The sequence below is a fragment of the Arcobacter rhizosphaerae genome, from assembly GCF_049472155.1.
In the GTDB taxonomy this organism is placed as follows: domain Bacteria; phylum Campylobacterota; class Campylobacteria; order Campylobacterales; family Arcobacteraceae; genus Arcobacter_B.
Genome location: NZ_JBMOVW010000003.1, coordinates 145,957 through 171,901 on the forward strand (window position 1 = coordinate 145,957; position 25,945 = coordinate 171,901).

The 25,945-nt window shown below is 27.5% G+C and carries 24 protein-coding genes; 5 read left to right on the forward strand and 19 right to left on the reverse strand.

The features are described from left to right. Nucleotides 1-6: 6 nt before the first annotated feature. The 11 genes from ACH5BH_RS06640 to ACH5BH_RS06690 all read right to left on the reverse strand — a co-directional run bounded on the left by ACH5BH_RS06640 (nucleotide 7) and on the right by ACH5BH_RS06690 (nucleotide 11,403). Nucleotides 7-690, reverse strand: coding sequence for an HvfC family peptide modification chaperone (locus tag ACH5BH_RS06640; RefSeq protein ID WP_423297836.1), 684 nt, complete (start codon nucleotides 688-690; stop codon nucleotides 7-9). Further along, on the reverse strand, nucleotides 683-1,504 hold the full coding sequence (locus ACH5BH_RS06645) for an MbnB/TglH/ChrH family RiPP precursor modification enzyme (protein ID WP_404304940.1): 822 nt from the start codon (nucleotides 1,502-1,504) through the stop codon (nucleotides 683-685). Before ACH5BH_RS06645 ends, ACH5BH_RS06640 begins: the two co-directional genes overlap by 8 nt. An 18-nt stretch (nucleotides 1,505-1,522) precedes the next feature. Next, on the reverse strand, nucleotides 1,523-1,849 hold the full coding sequence (locus ACH5BH_RS06650; protein WP_404304942.1) for an HvfA family oxazolone/thioamide-modified RiPP metallophore: 327 nt from the start codon (nucleotides 1,847-1,849) through the stop codon (nucleotides 1,523-1,525). 29 nt (nucleotides 1,850-1,878) lie between these two features. After that, nucleotides 1,879-2,457 (reverse strand): YceI family protein, encoded by a 579-nt coding sequence (locus ACH5BH_RS06655; RefSeq protein ID WP_423297837.1) that lies wholly within the window; start codon nucleotides 2,455-2,457, stop codon nucleotides 1,879-1,881. Between the two features lie 97 nt (nucleotides 2,458-2,554). Continuing rightward, on the reverse strand, nucleotides 2,555-5,671 hold the full coding sequence (locus ACH5BH_RS06660) for an efflux RND transporter permease subunit (RefSeq protein ID WP_423297838.1): 3,117 nt from the start codon (nucleotides 5,669-5,671) through the stop codon (nucleotides 2,555-2,557). Nucleotides 5,672-5,680: 9 nt separating this feature from the next. Next, nucleotides 5,681-6,700 carry an efflux RND transporter periplasmic adaptor subunit gene (locus ACH5BH_RS06665; RefSeq protein WP_423297839.1) on the reverse strand — a complete coding sequence of 340 codons (1,020 nt, stop codon included), beginning with the start codon at nucleotides 6,698-6,700 and terminating at the stop codon, nucleotides 5,681-5,683. A gap of 3 nt (nucleotides 6,701-6,703) precedes the next feature. Next, nucleotides 6,704-7,900 carry a TolC family protein gene (locus tag ACH5BH_RS06670; RefSeq protein WP_423297840.1) on the reverse strand — a complete coding sequence of 399 codons (1,197 nt, stop codon included), beginning with the start codon at nucleotides 7,898-7,900 and terminating at the stop codon, nucleotides 6,704-6,706. After that, entirely contained in the window at nucleotides 7,900-8,283 is a 384-nt protein-coding gene (locus ACH5BH_RS06675; protein WP_423297841.1) for a FixH family protein, read from the reverse strand. Before ACH5BH_RS06675 ends, ACH5BH_RS06670 begins: the two co-directional genes overlap by 1 nt. Before the next feature lie 59 nt (nucleotides 8,284-8,342). Continuing rightward, nucleotides 8,343-9,425 carry a sensor histidine kinase gene (locus ACH5BH_RS06680; protein WP_404304954.1) on the reverse strand — a complete coding sequence of 361 codons (1,083 nt, stop codon included), beginning with the start codon at nucleotides 9,423-9,425 and terminating at the stop codon, nucleotides 8,343-8,345. A 49-nt stretch (nucleotides 9,426-9,474) separates the two neighbouring features. Next, on the reverse strand, nucleotides 9,475-10,134 hold the full coding sequence (locus ACH5BH_RS06685) for a response regulator transcription factor (RefSeq protein WP_423297842.1): 660 nt from the start codon (nucleotides 10,132-10,134) through the stop codon (nucleotides 9,475-9,477). A 72-nt stretch (nucleotides 10,135-10,206) separates the two neighbouring features. Beyond that, complete coding sequence (locus ACH5BH_RS06690; RefSeq protein ID WP_423297843.1) at nucleotides 10,207-11,403, reverse strand: OprD family outer membrane porin; 1,197 nt, start codon at nucleotides 11,401-11,403, stop codon at nucleotides 10,207-10,209. Between the two features lie 132 nt (nucleotides 11,404-11,535). On the opposite strand from ACH5BH_RS06690, the gene ACH5BH_RS06695 reads away from it, so the two are divergent. Next, nucleotides 11,536-12,189 (forward strand): response regulator transcription factor, encoded by a 654-nt coding sequence (locus ACH5BH_RS06695; RefSeq protein WP_423297845.1) that lies wholly within the window; start codon nucleotides 11,536-11,538, stop codon nucleotides 12,187-12,189. Between the two features lie 250 nt (nucleotides 12,190-12,439). Then, nucleotides 12,440-13,108, forward strand: a complete 669-nt coding sequence (locus ACH5BH_RS06700; protein WP_404304962.1) for a response regulator transcription factor — start codon at nucleotides 12,440-12,442, stop codon at nucleotides 13,106-13,108. 7 nt (nucleotides 13,109-13,115) lie between these two features. On the opposite strand, the gene ACH5BH_RS06705 is transcribed toward ACH5BH_RS06700, so the two are convergent. Next, on the reverse strand, nucleotides 13,116-15,293 hold the full coding sequence (locus ACH5BH_RS06705) for a heavy metal translocating P-type ATPase (protein WP_423297846.1): 2,178 nt from the start codon (nucleotides 15,291-15,293) through the stop codon (nucleotides 13,116-13,118). Between the two features lie 75 nt (nucleotides 15,294-15,368). Next, a complete protein-coding gene (locus tag ACH5BH_RS06710) occupies nucleotides 15,369-15,569 on the reverse strand; it encodes a hypothetical protein (protein WP_423297847.1) in 201 nt (66 codons plus the stop codon). Between the two features lie 194 nt (nucleotides 15,570-15,763). On the opposite strand from ACH5BH_RS06710, the gene ACH5BH_RS06715 reads away from it, so the two are divergent. After that, on the forward strand, nucleotides 15,764-18,172 hold the full coding sequence (locus ACH5BH_RS06715) for a methyl-accepting chemotaxis protein (protein WP_423297848.1): 2,409 nt from the start codon (nucleotides 15,764-15,766) through the stop codon (nucleotides 18,170-18,172). A gap of 59 nt (nucleotides 18,173-18,231) precedes the next feature. On the opposite strand, the gene rbp is transcribed toward ACH5BH_RS06715, so the two are convergent. The 6 genes from rbp to hisF all read right to left on the reverse strand — a co-directional run bounded on the left by rbp (nucleotide 18,232) and on the right by hisF (nucleotide 23,158). Next, nucleotides 18,232-18,498: an RNA-binding regulator gene (gene rbp, locus ACH5BH_RS06720; RefSeq protein ID WP_404304970.1), complete on the reverse strand. Its 267-nt coding sequence runs from the start codon at nucleotides 18,496-18,498 to the stop codon at nucleotides 18,232-18,234. Nucleotides 18,499-18,562: 64 nt separating this feature from the next. Further along, nucleotides 18,563-19,975, reverse strand: coding sequence for a glutamate--tRNA ligase (gene gltX, locus ACH5BH_RS06725; protein ID WP_423297849.1), 1,413 nt, complete (start codon nucleotides 19,973-19,975; stop codon nucleotides 18,563-18,565). A gap of 100 nt (nucleotides 19,976-20,075) precedes the next feature. Next, nucleotides 20,076-21,158 carry a dual-specificity RNA methyltransferase RlmN gene (gene rlmN, locus ACH5BH_RS06730; protein ID WP_423297850.1) on the reverse strand — a complete coding sequence of 361 codons (1,083 nt, stop codon included), beginning with the start codon at nucleotides 21,156-21,158 and terminating at the stop codon, nucleotides 20,076-20,078. A 12-nt stretch (nucleotides 21,159-21,170) separates the two neighbouring features. Continuing rightward, nucleotides 21,171-21,707 (reverse strand): phosphorylase family protein, encoded by a 537-nt coding sequence (locus ACH5BH_RS06735; RefSeq protein WP_423297851.1) that lies wholly within the window; start codon nucleotides 21,705-21,707, stop codon nucleotides 21,171-21,173. Continuing rightward, nucleotides 21,708-22,394: an SIMPL domain-containing protein gene (locus tag ACH5BH_RS06740; protein WP_423297852.1), complete on the reverse strand. Its 687-nt coding sequence runs from the start codon at nucleotides 22,392-22,394 to the stop codon at nucleotides 21,708-21,710. 2 nt (nucleotides 22,395-22,396) lie between these two features. Then, on the reverse strand, nucleotides 22,397-23,158 hold the full coding sequence (gene hisF / locus ACH5BH_RS06745) for an imidazole glycerol phosphate synthase subunit HisF (RefSeq protein WP_404304980.1): 762 nt from the start codon (nucleotides 23,156-23,158) through the stop codon (nucleotides 22,397-22,399). Between the two features lie 73 nt (nucleotides 23,159-23,231). Between hisF and rsmA the strand changes: the two genes are divergently transcribed. Both rsmA and ACH5BH_RS06755 read left to right on the forward strand, forming a co-directional pair. Continuing rightward, nucleotides 23,232-24,026 (forward strand): 16S rRNA (adenine(1518)-N(6)/adenine(1519)-N(6))-dimethyltransferase RsmA, encoded by a 795-nt coding sequence (rsmA, locus tag ACH5BH_RS06750; RefSeq protein ID WP_423297853.1) that lies wholly within the window; start codon nucleotides 23,232-23,234, stop codon nucleotides 24,024-24,026. Then, on the forward strand, nucleotides 24,013-25,929 hold the full coding sequence (locus tag ACH5BH_RS06755; RefSeq protein ID WP_404304984.1) for an RNase J family beta-CASP ribonuclease: 1,917 nt from the start codon (nucleotides 24,013-24,015) through the stop codon (nucleotides 25,927-25,929). The genes rsmA and ACH5BH_RS06755 overlap by 14 nt, the downstream gene beginning before the upstream one ends. Nucleotides 25,930-25,945: the final 16 nt, after the last annotated feature.

The window sequence follows — 25,945 nt, forward strand, 5'->3', positions numbered from 1 at the left end:
AAATACTTAAATTACTCTGAATCCAATTAGCTCTTTTAAAGGTTCTTCTAAAACTTCCATAGCTTCATTTAAGTTAATATCATTTTGTTTACAAAGTTTTTTAAGTGTTTTTTTAATTGATTCTTTTTTATTTAGATTTTTTATAAGAGCATATAGAAACTCATTTATTTCTCTAAATAGTACCTCATCACTTGAAAAGTCATAATATATTACTGTAAAATTTTCTCTTTTTTCTTCATAGTTTGTATTTATAATATCATATTTAAATCTCTTAATTCTTGCACTTTGTTTTAGAGTATAAGAATTCTCCCATGAAAACTCTTTTATTTTTTTTGTTTTATACTCTTTCATTAGAAGTTCTAATTCAATCCAATCAAAATATAAAAGCTCATATAAAAATTTTCTATTATGAAATAGCTTCTTTCTTTTCACCATTTTTCTATAATCATCTGCTATTTGCCAAACAAAAGGCGTTGAGGGAGGATTTTTTAAAAATAAAAATATACTCTCATCTAATTCTTTTGGAGATACATATTTTATAAATAAAGGAAAGGTATTATTTATAATTTCTTCATATCTATAAAACACCAATTTTTGGTAAATCCCATAAGCATTTGAGCTTGGATTTTCTTGTTGTTTTGAAATGATATCAAAAAATCTATTTTCTACATCTCTTTCTAATTTAGCCATTTCTAACTTCTTTATAAATTTTTTTCATTTGTTTATATTCAGTTATTAACTCCTCTAAAGGAGGAATATTATTATCCCTCTCAATCATCACAGGAGCATCTACTTGCTTTAAAGTATACTCTAAAAGTTTCCATACACCTTTATCTATTGGCATTCCATGAGAATCTATTTTCATATTTGCTTCTTCATCAAAATAATGCCCTGCTGTATGCATATAAGCAACCTTACTTTTATCTATTTGATCTATAAATCTTCTTGCTTTAAAACCATGATTTACAGAGTTTACAAAAACATTATTTACATCAAGTAGCATTTTTGCACCTGATTTTTCCATTACTTCATTTATAAAATCAACTTCTGCCATTTCACTGTAAGGTACTAAATAATAAGTTGCATTTTCAAGTATCAAATTTCTTTGAATAATATCCTCAACCTCTTTAACTCTATCACTTATAACTTCAATCATTTTTTTAGTCATAGGAACAGGTAATAGTTCATAAGATTGTTTATTATCTAATGATGAAAAACTTAGATGTTCAGAATAGTATTCGATATTGTATCTATCTAAAAAAGTTTTGATCTGTTTAACAAACTTTTTATTAAGTTTGTCAACAGACCCAATTGATAGTGATAAACCATGGGCTATAGTTGGTCTTTCAAAAACTGCTTGCTCGAAAGCTTTTTCAAAAAGTTTTGGCATAAACATCCAATTTTCAGGAGTAACCTCCCAAAAATCAGGTCTAAATTTTGTATCTTCTAAATCAAGCAGAAAATCGCTTCTAAGTCCTAAGCCACAGCCTTTTAAATTTATCATCTAATCATCTTCTCCGTTTCATCCACATTTACCAGCGCCACAAGCACCAGTTGCTTTTTTCTCAGTTTTTTTCATGTCACCACCACATTTACCAGCACCGCATGAACCTTTTTTCATTTCTTTTTTCTTCATGTCACCGCCACATTTACCAGCTCCACAAGAACCTTTTTTATCTTTTTTCATATCGCCACCACACTTACCAGCACCGCATGAACCTTTTTTCTCCATTTTCTTAGTTTCACCACCACATTTACCAGCTCCACAAGATCCATTTCCTGCAAATGCTGCTGTTGTTGTTAACGCTGCCCCTAGCATAATTCCTGCTAATGTCATTTTTTTACTCATCTCTTATCCTTTTATTTAAATTTAATTTTTTATTTTTCTACTGCTTGTACTTCTACTTGAATTTTTACATTCTCACCAACTGCTACACCACCAAGCTCTAAAGCTTTATTCCATTTTAAGTCATAGTCAAATCTATTGATTTTACCCTCAAGAGTGAAACCAACTCTTGTATTTCCTTCAAAGTCTTTGATTGTTGCTAAATCATCAACTTCTAAAGTAACTGGTTTTGTAATACCTCTAATAGTTAAGTCTCCTTTCATTTCCCCTTCATCACCATCAGCTTTATATGATTTCATCACAAAAGTCATTTTAGGAAATTTTTCTGATAAGAAAAAGTCTTCACTTTTTAAGTGATTATCTCTTTTTACTATTCCTGTATCAACAGATGCTGTATCAACTGTTGCTTTAAAAGTATTAAAAGTTTTAGTTTTACTATCAAAATCTATTACGGCATCGTATTTCTTAAAATCACCCTTAACATTAGTAATCATTAAGTGTTTTACAGAAAAACCTACACTTGTATGAGAGCCATCTAAACTATATGGTGCTGCAAAAGCTACACCTGTAGATAAAACTGCTGTTGCTAAAAGCTTACTAAAAAACTTCATTCTGTCTCCTTTTATTTAACCCTTATTTGTTATCGTAAGAGAATTTTATATGTTTTTTGTGTAGTTAATGTTAAGAATAACTAGCTTTTTATTAAATTTAATGATTTACTGTAATATTTTTTAGTTTTTCACCTTTATAAATAGCATATATATAAAATATTGCTGGTATGATAATAAGTGTCAGTAAAGCTGAACTTACCATACCTCCTATCATAGGAGCTGCAATTCTTTGCATAACTTCACTTCCTACTCCATCTATATACATAATAGGAATAAGTCCACCCAAAATAGCAAATAATGTCATAAGTTTAGGTCTTAGCCTTAAAACTGCTCCTTTATAAATCCCATGAAATATATGCTCTTTTGTAAACTCAACTTGCTTTTTAACTAACTCATTCATAGCTTCATGTAAATAAACAAGCATTACAATAGAAGTTTCAGCAGCAACTCCTAAAAGAGCTAGAAAACCAACTATTACAGCAATAGAGATATTAAAGTTTAGGTAATCCAAATAGAATATTCCACCTGTTAATGCAAATGGCAATGTAAAGAAAATTATTACTGTGTATGTAATATTTCTTAATGCAAAATATATCAAAATAAAAATAATCACAAATGTTAAAGGAATAATATAAGTAAGTCTTTTCATAGCTGACTCAAGATATTCACTTTGTCCTGCCCACTCAAGATAATACCCCTCAGGAAGCTTTATATCTTTTAAGATACTAATAGCTTCATCTTTATACTGTTTTGATGAAATACCATTTTTTGGCGTGATATAAATAAAGTTTACATTTAAAGCCTTCTCTGATTTAATCACAGATGGCCCTTCTTCATAATATAATTCTGCAAACATCTCTAAAGGTTGAAAACCTAGTTTTGTTTTTACTTGAAGATTTTTTAATGCTGTAATATCTTCTCTTTGAGCTGTTTCATATCTTAGACTTATTGGGTATCGCTCTAAACCATCAATAAAAGTTGAGATTTTACTTCCTGCAACCCCTAAACTTATAGTTGATAAAATATCATTTTTAGTAATTCCATATCTTGATAAAAGCTCTTCTTTTACATTAATATTTAAATAATATCCAGAATTAATTTTATCAGTTGATACAGATAAAGTTTTATCAAAAGCTTTTAATTTTTGCTCTATTAATCCTGCTGTTTCTTCTAACTGCTCATGACCACTACCATAAAGCTTAATTCCAAGAGGCGTTCTAATACCTGTTAAAAGCATATCAATTCTTCCTCTAATAGGGTATGTCCAAGAATTAATAAGCCCTGCTACTCTTAGTTTTTCATCCATTTCTTGCATAAGCTTTTTGTATGTCATACCCTCTCGCCATTGATCTTGAGGCTTAAAAGTAATAATTGTTTCAATCATAGCAAGTGGTGCTGGGTCTGTTGCACTATCAGCTCGACCTGCTTTTCCAAATACTGTATCAACCTCAGGGAAAGACTTGATAATCTTATCTGTTTTATTTGTAAGTTCTCTTGCTAAATCAACTCCTATTCCATAAGGAGTTACTGGCATATACATAAAAGTTTGTTCATTCATCATTGGCATAAATTCCCAGTTTTGTTTTTTGTAAACTGGATATGCTGCTATTAGTGTTCCTATAAAACCTAAAACTATTAAATATCTCATTCTAAGAGATGTTTTTAAGATAGGAGAATATAAAAGAGTAAAAAATCTATTTAAAATGTTTTTATTCTCACTTAGTATCTTTCCTTTTATTAAAAACACCATTAAAATAGGCACTAAAGTAATAGATAAAATAGCTCCTGCTATCATGGCAAAAGTTTTTGTAAAGGCAAGTGGAGTAAATAATCTTCCTTCTTGTCCTGTTAAAGCAAATATTGGTAAGAAAGATACTACTACTAAAATAAGTGCAAAAAAGATTGGACGCCCTACTTGTTTTGCTGATTTTATTATAATCTCTACTCTCTCTTTATTAGAAATATCCTCTTTTCCTTGTAGATACTTGTGAGCATTTTCTACCATAACTATTGTTGCGTCTACCATCGCTCCAATAGCAATAGCAATACCACCTAAACTCATAATATTTGAACCCATTCCAAATAGTTTCATTAGTAAAAAAGTAATTAAAACAGTAATAGGTAAAGTAATGATAATAATCAATGCACTTCTAAAGTGGAATAAAAATAAGGCACTAACAATAATAACGATAATAGACTCTTCAATAAGTGTATTTTTTAAAGTATCAATAGCCTTATCAATAAGTGATGTTCTATCATAAGTTTCAACGACTTCAACACCCTCTACTTTTAAAGTCTCTAGCTTTTTCTTTACAGCTTTTATTACAGCATAAGGGTTTTCACCATATCTTACAACAACTATTCCACCTACTGTATCACCCTGCCCATTTAAATCAGCCATACCTCTTCTATTTGAAGAAGTTATATTTACATCAGCTATATCTTTTATTTTTAAAGGTGTGTCATTAAAAGTTTTGATTGTGATATTTTCAATATCAACAACACTTTGCAAATAACCTTTGGCTTGAATCATTTGTTCAAAACCATTCTCTAAAATTATTCTTCCACCTTTTTCATCATTGTTTGAAGTTAGAGCTTTTTTTACTTCGCCAATACTTAAATCATATTGTACTAGCTTATCTTGGTTTAAAGTAATCTCATAATTTTTTATAAAACCACCAATTGAAGCTACTTCACTTACACCATCAACACCTAAAAGTGCATATTTATAATAGTAATCTTGTAAGGTTCTTAATTCATCAAGGGATTTAGTATCTGATTTTAAAGCATACTCATAAGCCCACCCAACACCTGTAGCATCTGGACCAATAGCCACATTTACACCATCAGGAAATGTTCCTTGAAGCTGTGATAACTGCTCTAAAATTCTATTTCTTGAATCATATAAATCTGTACCATCTTTAAAAATGATATAAATCAAAGCATTTTGAAAAGAACTCATAGCTCTTACAGTTTCAATATTTGGTAAACTCATAAGATTTGATATCAAAGGATATGACACTTGCTCTTCAATTGTTTTTGGACTTTGTCCTGGCCATTTAACTTGTACAATTACCTGAGGTGGTGACAAATCAGGAATTGCATCAAGAGATGTATTTTTAACTGCCCAAAATGAAGCAAAACTTAGAACTATTACAGAAAATAAAATTAAAAATTTATTTTTTATACTATATGAGATTATATTTTCAACCATGATATATTCCTACCAGTCATCATCTGTATCTGAGTCATAAAGTGCATTTGTAATTGCATCTGAATCCAATAAGAATAATGCATTGTTTATTACTTCATCACCTTCTTCTAAACCATCAAGTATTTCGTACTTATAAGAAGAGAGTCTTTTTGCTTCAACCTTTACAGGTTCAAACTCTTTTTTTGAAATAGGTTTAAATACATAATATTCACTTCCTTTTGATAAAACTGTTGTTTTAGGAAGAGTAAGCATTTTTTTTTGTGTAGATTTTAATTTTATTGTTCCAAACATATTTGGATAAAGTTTTAAATCTTTATTATCAACTACAAATCTTACATCAATACTTTTATCTTTTTCATCAACATTTGGATAAATATAATCAAGTTTTGTTTTAATAGGAGTAGTTAATCCATCTACATAAACTAAAGCTTCCATCTTATCTTTTAAAAACCCTAAATCTTTTTGATAAATATTTGCTATAAACCATAGTTTTTCTATATTTGCCAACTGCATTAAAAGGTTACCTTTTTTAATGGCACCTTTGTCATTTATATTTTTTTGTAAAACAATAGAATTCATAGGAGAATATACTTTTATTCCTTCATAAGAAAGCTTTGCATTTTTTATTTTCTGCAACTCTTTTTTATTTATATCTAAAGCTTTCAATCTCTCCATAGTACTTAAATAAAGGCTTTTATTAACTCTTTTTGCGATTTGTAACTCTTTTTGAATTGAATAAATCTCGTCTGAATAGACTTGAAAAAGTTCATCATTTTTATTTACTTTCATAAAAGTTTTATTTGCATTTAAATTTGTAACAAATCCATCAAATCTAGTAACCACATCAACTACTTTTGACTCATCAATTGCCATCTTTCCATAAAAGCTTTTTGTTATTGAAACCTCTTCTTGTTTTACTTTTACTGTTTTTCGATTGAAAAGCTGTTCTACTTCTATAATTTTTGCATTTAAACTTGTAAAAATAAATAGTGATAAAAAAATCGCACTTTTAATATAATATTTTTGCATTTATTAGTCCTCTAAAGTATAGTATTTTGTTTTAGCATAGTTTGAAAAGTACTCAAACTTTTCATCAAGGGCTTTTATCTCAAATGAAATTAATTCATTTAGATTTTTAATTAAAGCTTGTGGCTTAACCTTTGAAAAACTATTATAGTTTTCAAGGTTTTTCTGTATCTTTTTTTTAAGTGGTAAAATTTGCTTTTTTATAAGTTTATAGTTTAAAAAAGCACTATTTGCACTATTCACGTATGTTTTAAGTTCTGTTTGTAAAACTCTTTTTGTATCATCAAGTTTTGAAGTGATTTTATTTGACTCAAACTTTGCTTTTAAAGAGTTCAATTTTTGAGTATTATTTATAGTTAAAGGTATATTTACAGAGATATTCGCATAATCTTCAAACTTGCTATCTCTATTAAAATAAGTGACATTTACTTTAATATCAGGTATTTGTTTTGCTTTTTCAAGCTTTGAAAGATATATATATTTTTTTGATTTTATATACTCTTGTTTTAAAATTGGATGTTCATCACTATTCATATTTAAAACTAGCTTTTTTAACTTGTTTATATCACTTTGTGAAATTTCATCTATTTTCATATAAGAAATTTGCTCTAGCTTTAAATATAAATTATCAATTAGATTTTTTAACTTTTGTTTTTGAATCTCTACTTTAAAAAAAAGTACCTTCGCGTCTATTACTTCATTTTGTGTAGTTTTCCCAAACTCATAAAGAGATTTAGATAAAGACTCTAGTGTTTTGATATTTTTTTTATACTCATCAAGTAGTTTTAGTTTGTTTTCTAAAACTACTATTGAGTAAGCTAACTCATAAATCTTTGCTTTTAACTTTAACTTTTTATTTTCTAGTACTAGAGTTTTGATTTGCATATCTTTTAAAGCTATTTTTTCTTTTATTTCTAATTTCCCATTTGTAGGAACAACTTGAGAAAGCCCAATAAAAGTAGCCTGCATTGCTTCTTTATCTCTTTTAAAAGGTTCATCAAAATGAATATCATTAAATCCAAAACTAAGTACTGGATCACTCCATTTTGAAGCAAGTTTTATATTTTCATTCGCAACTTTAATAGAGTGATTTAAACTTCTTAAATCACTACTATTTTGTAAACTATTTGATACAATTTCATCAATTGTTACTGCAAAACTTAAAGATGTGCAAAGACTTAGAGTTAAAGCTAACTTTTTCATTATATATTCACGCTTCCTCTTACAGTATGAACTTTTCCTTCTTTCGTTTTAAATTTAAGTTGATACTGCCAAGTTCCACCCATAGTAAAATTAATCATCATTTTATATTTACCATTTACTAGTTTTGCTTTATCTTTATATTCCATATATGGCATACCTGGCATTTCTGGCATAAAAAACTTTGATTTTACTTTTGCGTTTGTTACTGTTTGTCCATCTTTAAAAAGTTCAACAAAAATATCATTTTCTCCAACTACTAAAGATTTTTCAGACGTAAGTTTAATAGTATAACCACCTTTTTCTCCTGTTTGAGAAATAGGTTGGGCATTTAAAATACCTACTGCAAATAACATTGCTACAATTACTTTGAAAATTGATTTCATTTAAGACTCCTATTTTTATTTTAAGAATCTTAGCTATTTTGTATGGAGTTTGTGTGGAGTTAAAACTTTAGTTCAAAAATTGTATATTCTTGATTTTGAGAGGAAACATCTATTTTAATATTATAATATTTACAAATATCGCTAACTATATTTAATCCAAGACCAAAACCACCTTGTTGAGAGGTTGCTCTATAGTATCTTTTAAAAATATCATTTATTTTTTCTTTTTTTATTCCTATACCTGTATCTTTAATAGTTAAAGTATTTTCATCTAAAGTAATATAAATCTTTCCTTTTACTTTATTATATTTTATGGCATTTGAAATAAGATTATTTACAACTCTAATAAAATCATCTTTATCAATTTCAAAATAAAAATCTTTTATATCTTTTTTTATTTCAATTTTTTTCTTACTTGATAATGGAATAAAATACTCAAGTTGTTCTTCTATTAACTCTTTTAGATTATGTTTTTTTATATCTCTATTTTTATCTTTATTTTGTAAAAAAATATATGTTAAATCTTTATATATCTCAGATACTCTTTGGGCACTAAGTCTTATTCTTTCAATCTTTTTTTCATTTAAAGTTTTATTTTCAGTAGACATCATAATAGCACTAATAGGAGTATTTAACTCATGTGTAGTATCTTTTATAAAGTTATTTAACTTAACTCTTTCTTCTTTTATTGGTTTTAAAAAAAGCTTTCCAAGATAAAAACCAACGAGACATATAAACAAATAAATAAAAGAAAAAAATACTAAAATATTTAGTTTTAAACTATCTATTTTTTCATGATAGGAATTATCTTCAATAGCTAAAAAATAGACCCCTAAATGTCCAAATGTTGAATCATCAACTAAAATTAAACTTTTTTTTGTTTCTATAACTTTTTTTTCTAAATTTAATTTTGTATTGAGATTACCAAAAAGCTTTTTTTTGTTTTTATCATAAAAAGCTATTTTATAAGTTTTATTTTTTAAAAGATTAGAAGTATCAAACTTGCTATTTGACATGTGAGCTAAAGTGATTTTAGAAGATAGTTTTGATAAATTATTTTGCATTTTTGATTTTGTTAAATCTAAATAAAGTCTTTGTTCATTCTGAAAATAAAAAAAAGCCAAAAATAAAATCAAAATCAAAGAAGAACCTAAAAATAGACCAACAAATCTATAATAAGTACTCTTTTCACTAGCTGTTAAATCTATAGCCTACTCCTCTAATATTTGAGATCAAATCCTCATTTAAAATTTTACGTAAATTTTTTATATATGTTCTTATTGTTGCAGGACTTGGATTATCTTCATAAGCCCATACATTCATACTTAGTTCATCTACACTTACAGTAACATTTTTTCTTTTCATTAAGTATAATAACACATCACTCTCTTTTTGTCTAATGTGAATTTTTTCATTATCTTTTATTATTTCTAAATTATTTACATCAAATTTTATATCTTCACTAATTTTTAAAAGTTTATTAGGAGAAATATTATGAAGTCTGCAAACATTTTTAATTCTTAAATCTAACTCTTTTAGCTCAAAAGGTTTTTTAATATAATCATCACAACCCGTTTTAAAACCTTCTTCCACATCCTCCAATAAATTTGCAGATGTGATAAAAATTGTTGCAGTATTTATATTTTCATCTCTTAAATGCTTTAATAATTCAAAACCATTTAAAGAAGGTACATTAACATCAAATAATAATATATCATAGTTTTTAGAATAAATGAGTTCTAAAGCTTCATTTCCATCATAAGCACAGTCTACATCGTGCCCTTTCTCTTCTAAATGTTCTTCTATTATCTCATTTAGTAATAAATCATCTTCTAATAATAATATTTTCATATAATTCCTTATGAAAAAATTATAACATAAATATTATTATATAAAGAGATTACTAAAGTAATCTCTTTTAATTTAGAATGAATAAATTAATCTTGTTCTTAAATCAGTAGCATCTTTAGCATCATCTTCATAATCTAAAATCGAATAATCCAATTGAGCTTTTAATGAACTATTAAATTTATACTCTAAATTTAATGTAGTTTCATCTAAATCTGCATTAATTGAAGGTAAATCAAAACTAGAATATCTTAATTTTGTTTTTAAATCTGCAAACTTATAAGCAGCTCCAATTTGCCATGAATCTGCTCCTGCTTTAAATGCTTTAGAACCAGCTGTTTTAGTTGTAGCAGTATAGTGAGAATAAGCTCCTTGTCCAATACCTCTAACTACATCATTATCATCATCTGTTGAAGTATATCCTGCAAATAATGAAACATCTGAAATATTACCACCAATTTTAAATCCATACATTGAAGAATCATTAGATGATGCAGCATCATAATTTGTATTATAATATTGAGCAGCAATATAAGCAGGTCCTAAATCATATTTAGCATCTGCATAAATCCCTACAGCTACATCAACTACATCTGCATATTGTGCTTGAATAGTTAGATTTGAAATAGAATTGTTCTTTAAATAAATTGTTCTAACACCATCATTACCAATTTTATAAAAATCACCTGGTTCACCTGTTCCATTTGAATCAAAGTTAACAAAAGAGTTATCACTATATGAAGACTTATCAGTTCTTGTTTGATATTTTGTAATTAATCCTGCTACTAATGTAGTATCAGGAATATCACTATTAACTAATAAATATGCTTCAAAAGATTCTTTAATAAGTCTTGAGCCTGAACCTGCTAATAAAGGCGTTTTTACAAATTGTCTACCACCTTTAAATGTAGTATTATTATACGTGTATTGTAAGTAAGACTCTGATAATACAGATCCTTGTGCGTCCATACTTCCTGCTGTTTTAGCATCTTCATCATCTATACTTGTTACATGAGAAGTTTGTAGAGTAGCACCTAACACTAATCCATTATATGAATCTGTAACAAAATTTAAAGATCCACCATTTGCCCAAATTGAACTATCATTTTTATTAGCACCATCAAAATTTTGTGCAAAATAATATGACTTAAGTTCTCCTTTTAATTTTCCATTTGAAAATGCTTCTGAAATTGAATCAGCTGCAAATAACTGTGAGCTTGAACTAACTACTGTCATTGCAGTAATTAAACTTAATTTCATTATCTTTTTCATTTCTTCTCCTAATTTTATTAATTTACAAAACACTGGTAGTTTAACTCACAAAGATGTAGTTAGCATGTAGTTTTACACCTTGGTTCCATATTTAAAATATATCATTCAATGAATATATAAAAAGGAATAAAAATGAAAATATTATTATTAGAAGATGATATTATTCTTGCTGATTTATTAAAAGAGTATTTAGAAAAACAAGTTTATAGTGTAACTCATTTTTATTCAGGGGAAGAGGCTTTAGAAGAACTTTTTTTTAATAAATATGATTTATTAATCTTTGATATAAATGTTCCTGATATAAATGGTTTAAAAGTTTTTGAAAATTTTTCAAATGAAGGGTTTAACACACCAATTATTTTTATAAGTGCCTCTACAGACTTTAAAGAATTTGAAAAAGCATATAAAATTGGTGCAAATGATTTTCTTAGAAAACCTTTTAAATTAGAAGAATTAAAACTTAGAATTGAATATATTCAAAAGAACCTTTTATCTTCAAAATTTTTCATTTTAAATGAAAATATTAAATTTGATTTTTATAATATGTGCTTAGAAAAAAAAGGGAAAAAAATAAAACTTCCTAAAAAAGAAGCTGAGATAATTAAATATTTTTTAACAAATAGTAATAGAATTATCTCTATAAATGAATTAATAGTCAATATTTGGGATTACTCTAGTACTCCCTCAATTGCTACAATTAGAACATATATAAAAAATATTAGAAAAAACCTTGAGTATGATTTTCTTGAAACTGCTAAAGGTTTAGGATATATATTCAAAATTTAAAGCTACACGTTAACTACATTTAAAAAATATATACTTTTTAAAAGTCAATTCTTGACTTTATTATAATGCCGAAGTAAACTCCTAAATTTTCGAAATCTTTTAAAATGCGAACCTTATACCTTATCTTCGGCATTATTTTTTCCACACATAGTCCACACGATTTATATAAAATAGTATCAAATAAGATAAGGAGTTCTTATGTTCTCATGTTATAAAAAAATTAAAAAAATACTAATTCAAGAAAACTAAAATGAAAATTTTACTTTTAGAAGACGATATGATTTTAAATGAAATTGTTGAAGAGTTTTTGATATCTTTAAATCATGAAGTAGTTTCAGTTCATGATGGGCAAGAAGCTCTTGAAATGATTTATGAAGAAAAGTTTGATCTTTTTTTATTTGATGTTAATGTACCAAATATTAATGGCTTTGATTTATTAAAAGAATTAAAGAAAGAAAATATAAATACAGCAATAATCTTTATTACTTCAAGAAACTTGCCCGAGGATTTAAAAATTGGTTTTAGTTTAGGATGTGATGACTACCTAAAAAAACCTTTTGAATTAAGTGAACTTCAATTAAGAATAGAAAATATAGCTAGATTAAGACAAATAAATACTTATGGTTTAATCAAAATTGATGAAAATATTCAATACAATTCCCAATCAAAAACTATTATAAAAAACTCTACAGAATATAATTTATCAAATATTGAATCAAAAATATTTGAATATATGCTAAAAAATAAAAATAGACCTTTATCAATTGATGAAATTTCCATTAATATATGGCTCTATGATGAAATACCAGAAACTACTACAATAAGAACTTATATTAAGAACTTAAGAAAAAAACTAGAGAAAGATAGTATTACAACAATAAAAAATATTGGATATAAATTAAATATAAAAGTAGATTAAACTACTTTTATATTTTTTTAAGTTTTAGTCTTAGAGAGTTTAATACTACTGTAACAGAACTAAAACTCATAGCAATTCCTGCGTACATAGGACTTAACATTAGTCCCCATACTGGATATAAAACTCCTGCAGCAAGTGGAATTCCAACAGCATTGTAAATAAATGCCCAAAATAAATTTTGTTTAACTATTTTCATAGTTTCAACAGATAAATTTAAACTTTTTATTATTGAATTTAATTCATTGTTGATTAAAATAATATCTCCTGCATCTTTACTTATATCAGAACCAGATTTTAAAGTAATACCTATATTAGCTTTTTTTATTGCGGCAGCATCATTTATACCATCACCAGCAAACATTACTATTGCATTTTTTTGTAACTCATCTATAATCTCATACTTTTCAGTAGGGATAACTTCACTATAAACTTTTTCAATTCCTAAATTATTTGCAATACTTAATGCTGTAGTTTTATTATCACCTGTTAATAATACAGGAGTAATTCCTTTATTTTTTAAACTTATAATTAATTGTTTTGCACCTGCTTTTAGTTCATCAGCTAAAGAAAAAGACCCTATAGAAAGTTTATTTATTGCAGCTAAAATAACTCCATTACCTTTTCCTAATTCTTCTAAATAAAACTCTTTATGTTTTTTATGTATTTCAATATTATTTTGCTCTAAAAGTTTTATATTTCCTATAAAGATTTCATCATTTTCATAAAAAGCTTTCACTCCTTTTCCAGGTAAAACCTCAATATTTTCAATTTTTATATCTAAGGGTATTTTTTGATTATCTAAATACTTTACAACTGCTTTTGAAATAGGATGTTCACTATATTTTTCAAGAGAACCTAATAGTTTAAAATATTTTTCTTCTATATCAGTATTAACAACTGAAATTTCTCCTTTTGTTAATGTTCCTGTTTTATCAAAAACTGCATATTTTATTTCTTTAATTTGCTCTAATATTTCTGGGTTTTTGATTAAAATACCTTCTTTTGCTCCTCTACTAACTGAACTAACTATTGCTATTGGTGTAGCTAGTCCTAAAGCACAAGGACAAGATATAATTAAAACACTAATACTCGCAAGTATTGCATTTTGCACATTTCCTAGTATTGCCCATATAATAAAAGTTAAAATAGAAGTTATAATTACTAAAGGAACAAAAACATTAGCAATTTTATCAGCAAATCTACTTATTGGTATTTGTTTACTTTGTGCATTTTTTAAAAGATCAATAATTTTGGATAAAGTTGTATCATTTGATTCTTTTAATACTTTTACTTTTAAAACACCATCTGTATTTAGAGTACCACTTAATACTTCATCATTTATTTCTTTATAAATAGGTAAAGATTCTCCTGTTATCATTGAAGCATCAATATTTGCAGAGCCTTCTAGTATCAAACCATCACAAGGAACTTTTTCTCCTGTTTTTACCAAGACTATATCATTAACTTTTAATTCTTTTATTAAAACTTGTTTTATTTCCTTTTCATCCAACACCAAATTTGCATATTGAGGTGCTAACTTCATCAAATTTTTTAAAAATGTACTAGCTTTTTGTTTGGAGTTTTCTTCTAAATATTTACCCAATAAAACAAAACTAATAATTACAGCAGCCCCATCAAAATATAAAAATCTTAAATTCTCAGGAAATAAAGAGGGAAAAAACACAACAAATGTCGAATAAAAATAAGCAGCACTTGTACCTAAAGCTACTAATACATTCATATCATAGTTACCATTTTTTACAGACTTATAAGAGAGTTTATAAAATCTAGCTCCTGTATAAAACTGAACTATTGTTGCTATTAAAAATATTAAATAATTATTTGTAGATTCACTAAATAAACTTGAGAAAGCAATGATAAATATAATGATAGTTAAAAATATAGATATAAAAAAGAGTTTTTTTAATTTTTCAAAAGCCATTAACTGTTCTTTTTCTAAGGCTTGAAGATTTTTCTCTACTTTATATCCAAGATTTTCTATTGAGTTAATTAGTTTATTTTCATCAAATTTACTTTCATCAATTTCAAAGTAACCTTGGGAAGAAGCAAAACTTACCTTAGAAGAAATGACACCTTCTTGTTTATTTAAAAATTTTTCTATTCCATTAGAACAGTTTGCACATGTCATTCCTAGAATATTCAAATTTACTTTTTTTTTAGGCATGTTATATCCTTATTAATTTCAAAATCTAATTCTTTCATTATAATCATGTCTCTTAATTGAGACATGATTAATTTATTAATCTAAATCCTCTTCTGGATAGATTGCATCTAATACACTTTGAGGAATTAAAGATTTTTCAACCTTTTTACTTTCACTTTTATGAAATTCTTTATGCATATTTATACACTCTTCTTTGCTCATATTATGACTATCATTTGCATATAAACTTCCTGCTACTAAACCTAAAGCTAAAACTGATAATACTAACTTTTTCATTTTTTGTCCTTTGTTTTTTGATTTAACGTATTATAAATAACAAAGATGGAAGCAACGTGTAATTTGAAATCTGTTATATTACTAAATACATTAAATAAATTATTTTTTTAAATTTGTTTGTTTTATAACAATTCTTATAACAGAAATAAGGGTTTTTATTGGTATAATTTAACATAACGTAAGAAAGGATTAATATGGAAAAGAAATCTAGCTTTGGTAAAAAGCTTTTACTTCAAGTTTTAGGTGCAACAATACTTGTTTTTTCAATTACAATGTATTTTGTATCAAGCTATTCATATAAAACATCACAACAAGATGCAGAAAAATACTTACAAGAACTGTCAGGTAAACATGCAGAAGGTATTAAAGGTGAAATTGAGCAATCAATTACTGTTACAAGAGGTTTAGCTTCAAAATTTGAACAAGCAATCAATCATGATACAAGAATGCATGAAGAAGAAACTATTGAGTATTTCAAATCTATTTTAGATTACAATGAAAGTATTATTGGAATTTGGTTTAAAGTAAAAGAAAAAGGACAATTCTTTGATGTTTTACCAGAAGGTCAAACAAAAGAAGGTTATGATAAAACAGGTCAATTTAATCCTTATGTAGTTAGATCAAAAGATTCTTATGCAGTTGATACAGGTTCAGTTTATAGCGATGATTTAGAATGGATAAAAGGACCACGAGAATCAGGTAAAACTTTTATTACAAAGCCATATATGTATCCTGTTGATGGCGTAGAAGTATTAATGACAACAATTGCACTTCCTATTTATAAAAATGGAAAGTTTATAGGTTCTATTGGTGTAGATATTGTACTTGATACTTTTGCTAAAATGGCAAATTCTATTAAAGTATTTGATACTGGATATACTTTTATTCTTGATAACTATGGAACTGTATTAGGACATAAAAACAAAGACTATTTAGGTAAAGATATTTTAGATATTACTAAAAACTCTCCTCATTATATAAATTTAATGAAAAATGCTAAAAATGGTGAATCATATTCTTACTCAAAAGTATCAGAGAACACAGGAAAAGAATCATTTTATTATTCAACTCCATTTGAGCTAAAAGGTACAGATACATACTGGAATTTTATTGTTATGGTTCCAGTTGATGAGTATATGGGAAATGCTATTTTCATAAGAAATTTCTCAATTATAGCAAGTATTATAGGTCTTTTATTAATAGCTGGAGTAATTTATTTATCAGTTAGAAAATTAAACTTAAATTTAAAAGAAATTTCTATAGGAGTTGAAGGTTTCTTCAAATATCTAAATAAAGAATCATCAGATACAAAAGCAATTTCAATTGCAGGAAATGATGAATTTGGAGTAATGGCAAACTCTATAAATACAAACGTTGAAAAAATTAAATTAGGTATAGAACAAGATAATGCACTAATTGAAGATGTAAAACAAGTAGCAAATAGAGTAAGTGATGGTTACCTTGAAAAAAGAATATCTAAATCATCATCAACAGAGTCTTTAAACGAATTAAAACAACTATTAAACTCTATGTTAGATACATTAGAGAGTTTAGTTGGTAAAGATTTAAATAAGATTAGTGAAGTATTAGGTAAATATACAAATAGAGACTTTACAGCAAGACTTGATTCTTCAAGCTGTGGAAAAATTGGTAATGAAATCATTCAAATGAACAGAATGATAACAGGAATGCTACAAGATAGTGAAGAAGATGGTATATCATTACAAAATAGCTCAACTGAATTAACACAAAATGTAAGAACATTAAGCAATAATGCAACATCACAAGCAAGTTCACTTGAACAAACAGCAGCTTCAATTGATGAAATAACAAGTAATATTGAACAAACAAATCAAAAAGCACAGCAAATGCTAAGTATTTCTAATGAAACAAAAACTTCAGCTAGTGAAGGTCAAAATTTAGCAAATGAAACTGTTAAATCAATGGATGAAATCAATGATACAGTTCTTGCTATTAATGATGCTATTTCAGTTATTGACCAAATAGCATTCCAAACAAATATCCTTTCTTTAAATGCTGCTGTAGAAGCTGCAACTGCTGGAGAAGCTGGTAAAGGATTTGCAGTTGTTGCTCAAGAAGTAAGAAACCTAGCAAGTAGATCAGCAGAAGCTGCTAAAGAGATTAAAGATTTAGTTGAAACAGCAACTGTAAAAGCAAATACAGGTAAAAGCATCAGTAGTAAAATGATTGAAGGCTTTAATCAATTAGATGAAAAAATTGTAGAAACAAGTAAACTTATTGATGATGTTACTCACGCAGCAAATGAGCAAACAATTGGTATGACTCAAATTGCTGATGCTGTAGGTCAATTAGATCAATTTACACAACAAAATGCAGCAATTGCAGATAAAACAAACTCTATTGCTCAAGAAACAAATACAATTGCCCAAGAAGTAGTAGAAGCCGTAAATAAAAATAACTTTGAAGGTAAAGGAAAAGCTAAAGTAAAACAACCTATTTTAGACTCTTCTAAAATTGAAGTAAAAGAAGTAAAACCAATTAAAATTAATAAAACTAGTTCAAGTAGTGCTCCAATAAAAAGTAATACAAATAGTTCAGATGATGAATGGGAAAGTTTCTAAAATAAAAAAGCCTTAGATACTTTGTATCTAAGGCTTTTTTTATGATAAGAAAAATAAGGCTAGTATTGTCTTCTAGGTCTTTCTTCTCTTGGTTTAGCTTCATTAACTCTTAAAGTTCTACCTTGGCAATCATTTCCATTTAATGCTTCAATAGCATCACTTCCAGCTTGTGCTGTTTGCATTTCAACAAAACCAAAACCTTTTGATCTTCCAGTTTCTCTATCCATGATAACTTTTGCACTTTTTACTTCGCCAAATTTAGCAAAAACTTCTTCTAAATCCTTATCTGCCATTTGATATGACAAATTTCCAACATAAATGTTCATCTTAATTCTTCCTTTATTTAAGTATAAACATTATGCCTTATTATGAAATAATAATCAAGAGAAGTTAAACTTCTTTACCAAAATTTTTTTCTATTGCGTTATTTATTCTATCTTTTACTTCATCTAATCCTAAAATTGCCATAATATCATATACAGAAGGAGCTTGTGTTCCACCTGTTAATGCAATTCTAATTGGTTGGAATAATTGTGGGAATTTTAGGCCCTTTTCCTCAATAAAAGGCTTTGTCACAAGCTCATAATCAGGAGCAAGATGTAAACTATTTTTATTTTCTTCTAATAAAGATAAATAGTTTTCTAACATTTCTATAGTTCCCTCTTTTACAAACTTCTTTGAACCTTTAGCTTCATAAGATGTAGGAACATTAATAATTTTTTCAATAGCTTCTTTTAATTCTATTAGTGTTTGAGCTCTTTCTTTTGATAAATCTAATAGCATTTCTTTTTTATCATGTCCATGTAAATAACAATCAAAAGCTTCAAGCTCTTTAGCTAATCTTTCATTTGATACATTTTTAATATAGTGAGCATTTAACCATAATAATTTTTCTGCATTATAAGCTGATGCTGATTTATTAATATTATTTGGATCAAATAACTCTAACATTTCATCCATTGAGAAGATTTCTTGATCTCCATTAGACCATCCAAGTCTAACTAAAAAGTTAAGTAATGCTTCTGGTAAATATCCATCTTTCTTATATTGCATAACATCCATTGCACCATCTCTTTTAGATAGTTTTTTACCCTGTGGATTATTAATCATTGGCATGTGATAGAATTTTGGTACATCAAAACCTAAAGCATTATAAATTACTATTTGTTTAGGAGTATTTGATAAATGATCATCACCTCTTAATACATCAGTCATTCCCATTAAATGATCATCAATAGCAACAACAAAGTTATAAATAGGCATTCCATTTGCTCTTGCGATTACAAAATCATCAACTTGAGAAGCATCAAAACTCATTTTCCCTTTTACACCATCTTCAAACTCAATTGTTCCCTCAGTTGGTGCTTTGATTCTAATAACTGGATCAACACCTTCAGGAATTTGAGGTAATACTTTACCCTCTTCTGGTCTCCATGTACCATCATATCTTGAGTTCTCTTTAGCGGCTTCTTGCTTGGCTCTTAAAGCATCAAGCTCTTCTCTACTCATGTAACATTTATAAGCCTTACCCTCTTCTAATAATTGAGCAATATATTTTTTATAAATATCTATTCTTTTTGATTGATACTCTATTTCACAGTCACTTGGCATTCCAACCCACTCAAATGCTTCTAAAATAGCTCTTACAGCATCTTCATTATTTCTAGCATTATCTGTATCTTCAATTCTTAATTTAAACTCACCACCAGTTTTCTTAGCCCATAAATAACTATATAAAGCTGTTCTTAAACCTCCAATATGTAAATATCCTGTTGGGCTTGGTGCAAATCTTGTAATTGCCATTTTAAATTAATTCTCCTCTTCTTTATCTTCTTTATTACTTATATAAAAACCTATTGCTGATACTACTACAACTACTACAATAAAAGCTAAAAGTGATATCTCAAGTGTTCCCATTTGCTTCCTTTTCTTTTAATTGACCACAGGCAGCTGATATATCAAGTCCTTTAGATTCTCTAATCGTACAAATAAGTCCTCTATCATTTAAAAAATCTTTGAATTTTATCATATCTTTTTCTTCTGGTCGCTGATATGTAGTTCCTGGGTATGGATTAAAGTAAATTAAATTTACTTTTGCATGAATACCATTTAATAAGCTTAAAAGTTTTCTAGCTGCCTCAATAGAGTCATTTTTACCTTTAATTACAAGATATTCAAACATAACTTTCTTTCTTGTATCAACTGGAAATTTTTTAACAGCATCTATAATTGAAGCAATATTATAAGCCTTATTCATAGGAATAAGTTCACTTCTTAATTCATCATCAACAGCATGTAAAGAAATAGCAAGTTGAATTCCTAAATCTTTTTCACCTAGTTTTTCAATCTTTGAAGCAACTCCTGATGTTGAAACAGTTTGTCTTCTTCTATTTATCGATAAACCATCTTCATCTGAAAATATTTGAACAGCTTTAGTAAAATTATTGAAATTATCTAAAGGTTCTCCCATTCCCATGTATACGATGTTTAATGATTTGTTTTCAGGAATATTATTATCTCTTTTAATATTTACAATTTGAGCGATATACTCCCCAACTGTAAGGTTTCTTACAAATCCACCTTTTGCTGTAAGACAGAATGTACACCCTACTTTACAACCAACTTGAGAAGAAATACAAACAGTGTATTGTTCACTTCTTTGAATATTTCCATCTTCATCAATTTTCTTCTTTTTCATTAAAAGCAATACAGCCTCAACTGTATGTCCATCTCTTAATTTAAATAGATATTTTATACTTCCATCGCCACTTTGTTCTTTTTTCACAATTTCCATAATATCTATTGGGTACTCATTTTCTAATGTTTGTTTTAAATCATTAGGAATATTTTTCATCTCATTATATGATGAAGCATAGTTTTTATATAACCAGTTATATACTTGTTTTGCTCTAAATGCTGGCTTTAAAGTGCCTTTTAATTCATCTAAAGTAAAGTCATATATTGATGGTTCTGCAAATTTTGACATATTTTCTACTTTTTATTTTATAATTTGTTTTTCTACTAAATAATTAGTTAATTTTTCCATTGCTACTTTATGATTTTTCATAAAATCTTCATGAGCATTTTCATCTGTGAAGTTTGTAACTACAAAAATTCCTGCAACTGGAATTTCAAACTGTTTTGCCACTGATAATACAGAAAAGAATTCCATATTTTCAATACCTATTCCATACTCTTTAAAGTTTTTTGTAAGTTCACTATTTGTTGATATATAGTTTGATGAGTTAACAATAGTATCATTTCTAGCAAATCTATTTTCAGACTCTAAAACATTATCTAAAGGTGTATATGAACTATTTGTTAAAAAACTAAGTTCTATATTAGCTGCTCTTTTTGACTCAATAATATCAAATATTTTATGCTCACCATAAGAACCTGCACTTCCTACAAATAGTAAATATTCAGGCTTATCAAATAAACATTGTCTTGTTAGATTTATAGCTGATTCTATTAGCCCTACTCCAATAGTTGTAGCAAAAGGAAATACTTCATTTCTTCCAGCACAAACAATCATTTATTTACACTCCATTAAAAAATTTGGGTTTAAAGATATAGTTTTGTCACTATTTACAGGAGCTAAATCAGAAACTGTTTTTGCATTCATTGACATAGCTTCACTTCTAAAAAAATTGTTTCTTACTACATTGTTTATATTTATGTTTTTTACTTCACAATTCTTTAAAAGTTTTGTACTTAAATTTTTACTATATTTATTTGCCCAAGTAATAACTTCAATTCTTAATAAATCAACAGATTTTTCATATAAGTTTTCACTTATTTTCCATGATAAGTTTGAAATATTTACTTTTACTTCTCTAGCATCAACTCTTTTCTTTAAAGCTATTAAATCATCTATAAATTTGTTTATTTTTTTAGCATCACTTGATTGAATCTCATATCTTAATGTACCTACATATCCCATAAACTCTTGCTTATTCTTATAATATCTATATTTTGGGTTTAAAATAAATGAACCATTTTTCTTAATAATAGTATCGTTATTTTTTATAAAATTGTTAAATCTATCTATATTTCTATTTATATAGTTTTCATCATCATTCTCAACATTAATTGAAATAAATGTTTTAAGAATATCAGGAGTTACAACCTTTGAAAACTTTTTATTAAAACTAATTTCGTATGCAAATAATTGTAATGGTAATAGGGCAAATAATGCCATCATTGTAATTTTTTTAATCATAATTAAATCCTTACGGGTATATTGTTATTTCTTAAATATCTTTTTAAATCCATAATATCAATCTCCTTAAAATGGAAAATAGAAGCAGCTAAAGCAGCACTAGCTCCATAATCAAAGGCTTCTTTTATATGTTCCATAGTTCCAGCTCCACCACTTGCAATAACAGGAATATCAACTAGCGATGATACTTGTTGTGTGATATTAAGCTCAAAACCTGTTTTAGCTCCATCTGTATCCATAGAAGTTAATAGGATTTCACCTGCACCTCTATCATAAACCTCTTTAGCCCATTGTAATGCATCAATTCCAGTATCTTCTCTACCACCTTTTACAAAAACATGGTAAGAGCCATCTTCTACTTTTTTAACATCAATAGCAACTACAATACACTGAGAACCGAATCTTTTTGCACCTTCATTAATAAAGTCAGGATTTGAAACAGCCGAAGAGTTAATTGAAACTTTATCACAACCAACATTTAAAAGTTTATAAATATCATCTAGTTTTCTAATTCCTCCACCTACAGTTAAGGGAATAAAAACCTCTTTTGCTACTTGCTCTACTATATCAACTATAGTTCCTCTATTTTCATGACTTGCAGTAATATCTAAAAATGTTATTTCATCAGCACCTTCATTGTTGTATCTTTTAGCTACTTCTACAGGATCTCCTGCATCTCTTAGACCTACAAAGTTTACACCTTTTACTACTCTTCCGTTATCAACATCTAAACATGGTATTATTCTTTTTGCAAAATTACTCAAATAAATTCCTTTACTATAACTAGTAATTATCTTATCTAATTGTAAGTTAAAAACAGATATACTCTTCGCAATTATGGAAAAAGTAAAAGCAAAGAAAAAATACGGACAAAATTTTTTAATAGATTCATCGATTTTAGGAAAGATCATCCAATCGATGCCCAATAACAATAATCATGTAGTAGAAATTGGGCCTGGATTAGGTGATTTGACTAAATACTTAGTCAAGTACAAAGATACAACTGCTTATGAAGTAGATACCGATTTAATTGGTATTTTAGAATCGAAATTTAAAGAGCAAATAGAGCAGGGGAAACTAAAACTGATCCACACTGACGTTTTAGAGGCTTGGGATAAGCAAGGAACCCTGTTTGATGGTAAATATGACATGATTGCAAACTTACCATACTATATTGCAACAAATATTATATTAAGAGCATTAGAAGATGACAACTGTGAACATATCATGGTAATGATTCAAAAAGAGGTTGCTTTAAAGTTTACAGCAAAAGTAAACGATAAAGAGTACTCATCTTTAGGGATTATAAGCGAGCTTTTATCAAGTGAATCAAGGATACTATTTGATGTACCTCCTGAATCATTTGATCCTCCACCAAAAGTTATGTCTTCTATACTTTATATAAAAAAAGATATGAGTAAATCTATTGATAAAGAATTTAAAAAGTTTTTAAAATCTTGTTTTACACAACCAAGAAAAAAACTTTCAAAAAATCTATTATCAGTATTTGATAAACAAACTCTATCTTCTATATATGAAGAGCTAGAATTAGATTCTAATATAAGACCTCATGAAGTAAGTTCATCTTTGTATAGCCAAATGTATACAAAGGTTAAAAATGGAAGAGACTAAGAAAGAAGAAACTAAACAAGAAGAGACTGTTGTAGCAAAAGAAGAAAATAAATCTGCTCCTAAAAATCAAGAAAAAAAAGAACAAAGAAAACCAAATCCACAAAATAAAAAAAGAAAACCCAGGCCAAAACAACAACCATTAAAAGGGCAAGGTTGGATAAATGATCTTAAAAAAGCACATTTAATAAATGAAAAAATTCATAAAGATAGATTAAATCCACACTATAAATTAAACTTAAATACTAATGCAAAAGTTAGAATTACGCCACTTGGTGGTTTAGGTGAAATTGGTGGGAACATGATGGTAATGGAGACTGAAAAGTCTGCAATTATTGTTGATGTTGGTATGAGTTTCCCTGATGATGATATGCATGGTGTTGATATTTTAATTCCTGATTTTACTTATATTAGACAAATCAAAGATAAAATTGCTGGTATTGTTATCACACATGGACATGAAGATCATATTGGTGCAATGCCTTATTTATTTAAAGAAATGCAATTCCCTGTTTATGGTACATCTTTACCATTAGAAATGATTGGTTCTAAATTTGATGAACATAAAATGAGAGAACATAGAAAACTATTCAGAGCTATTCAAAAAAGAACACCTATCAAAATAGGGGACTTTGAAGTTGAATGGATGCACATTACTCACTCAATTATTGATTCATCTGCTATTGCTGTTAAAACAGAAGCAGGAACAATCATTCATACGGGTGATTTTAAAATCGACCATACTCCAATTGATGGATATCCAACAGATTTACATAGATTAGCTCATTATGGAGAAGAGGGTGTTTTATTATTAACATCAGATTCAACTAATTCTCATTCACCAGGGTTTACAAAAACTGAAAAAACAGTTGGGCCTACATTTGAAAGAATTTTTGCTTCTGCAAAAGGTAGAGTTATTATGTCTACATTCTCATCAAATATTCATAGAGTTGCTCAAGCTATTGAAAAGGGATTAAAATATAACAGAAAAATCTGTGTTATTGGAAGATCAATGGAAAAAAATCTTGATTTAGCAATGAGTTTAGGTTATATTAAATTCCCAAAAGATCAATTTATTGATCCACATGAGGTTAATAAATATAAAGATGATGAAGTACTAATTGTAACTACTGGTTCTCAGGGTGAATCAATGTCAGCACTTTATAGAATGGCTATTCATGAACATAGACATATCAAAATTAAACCAACTGATCAAATTATTTTATCTGCAAAAGCAATTCCTGGAAATGAAGGAAGCGTATCTGGAATAATTAATCACTTATTAAAAGCAGGTGCAAAAGTTGCATATCAAGACTATGCTGATATTCATGTTTCAGGTCATGCAGCACAAGAAGAACAAAAATTAATGTTAAGATTAGTTAAACCTAAATTCTTTATGCCAGTTCATGGAGAATACAATCATGCATTAAGACATGGTCAAACAGGTGTTGATTGTGGTATTTTAGAAAGAAACTTATATATCATGAGTGATGGTGAGCAAGTTGAAGTATCTCCAAAATATCTTAAAAAAGTTAAAACAGTTAAAACAGGTAAGGTTTATATCGATAATCAATTAAACCACAAAATCTCTGATGATATTGTAATTGATAGACAAACAATGGCAAATGAAGGTGTTGTAATGATTGTAGCACAGGTAAATGAAAGTGATAGAACATTAGCACAAAAACCAAAAGTTGCGTCATTTGGTTTAGTACCAGATAAACAAGATAGATTCTTTGCAAAAGAAATTGAAGACTTATTAACAACTTTCCTTACAAATGCAAAACCAGGAATTTTCAAAAATACAAGAGTTTTAGAAGATGAATTAAGAAAAGTAGTAAGAAAACACTGTATTAGAAAATATAAAAAATATCCTATGATTGTACCAACTGTATTTGTACAATAATTTACTTAAAAGGAGT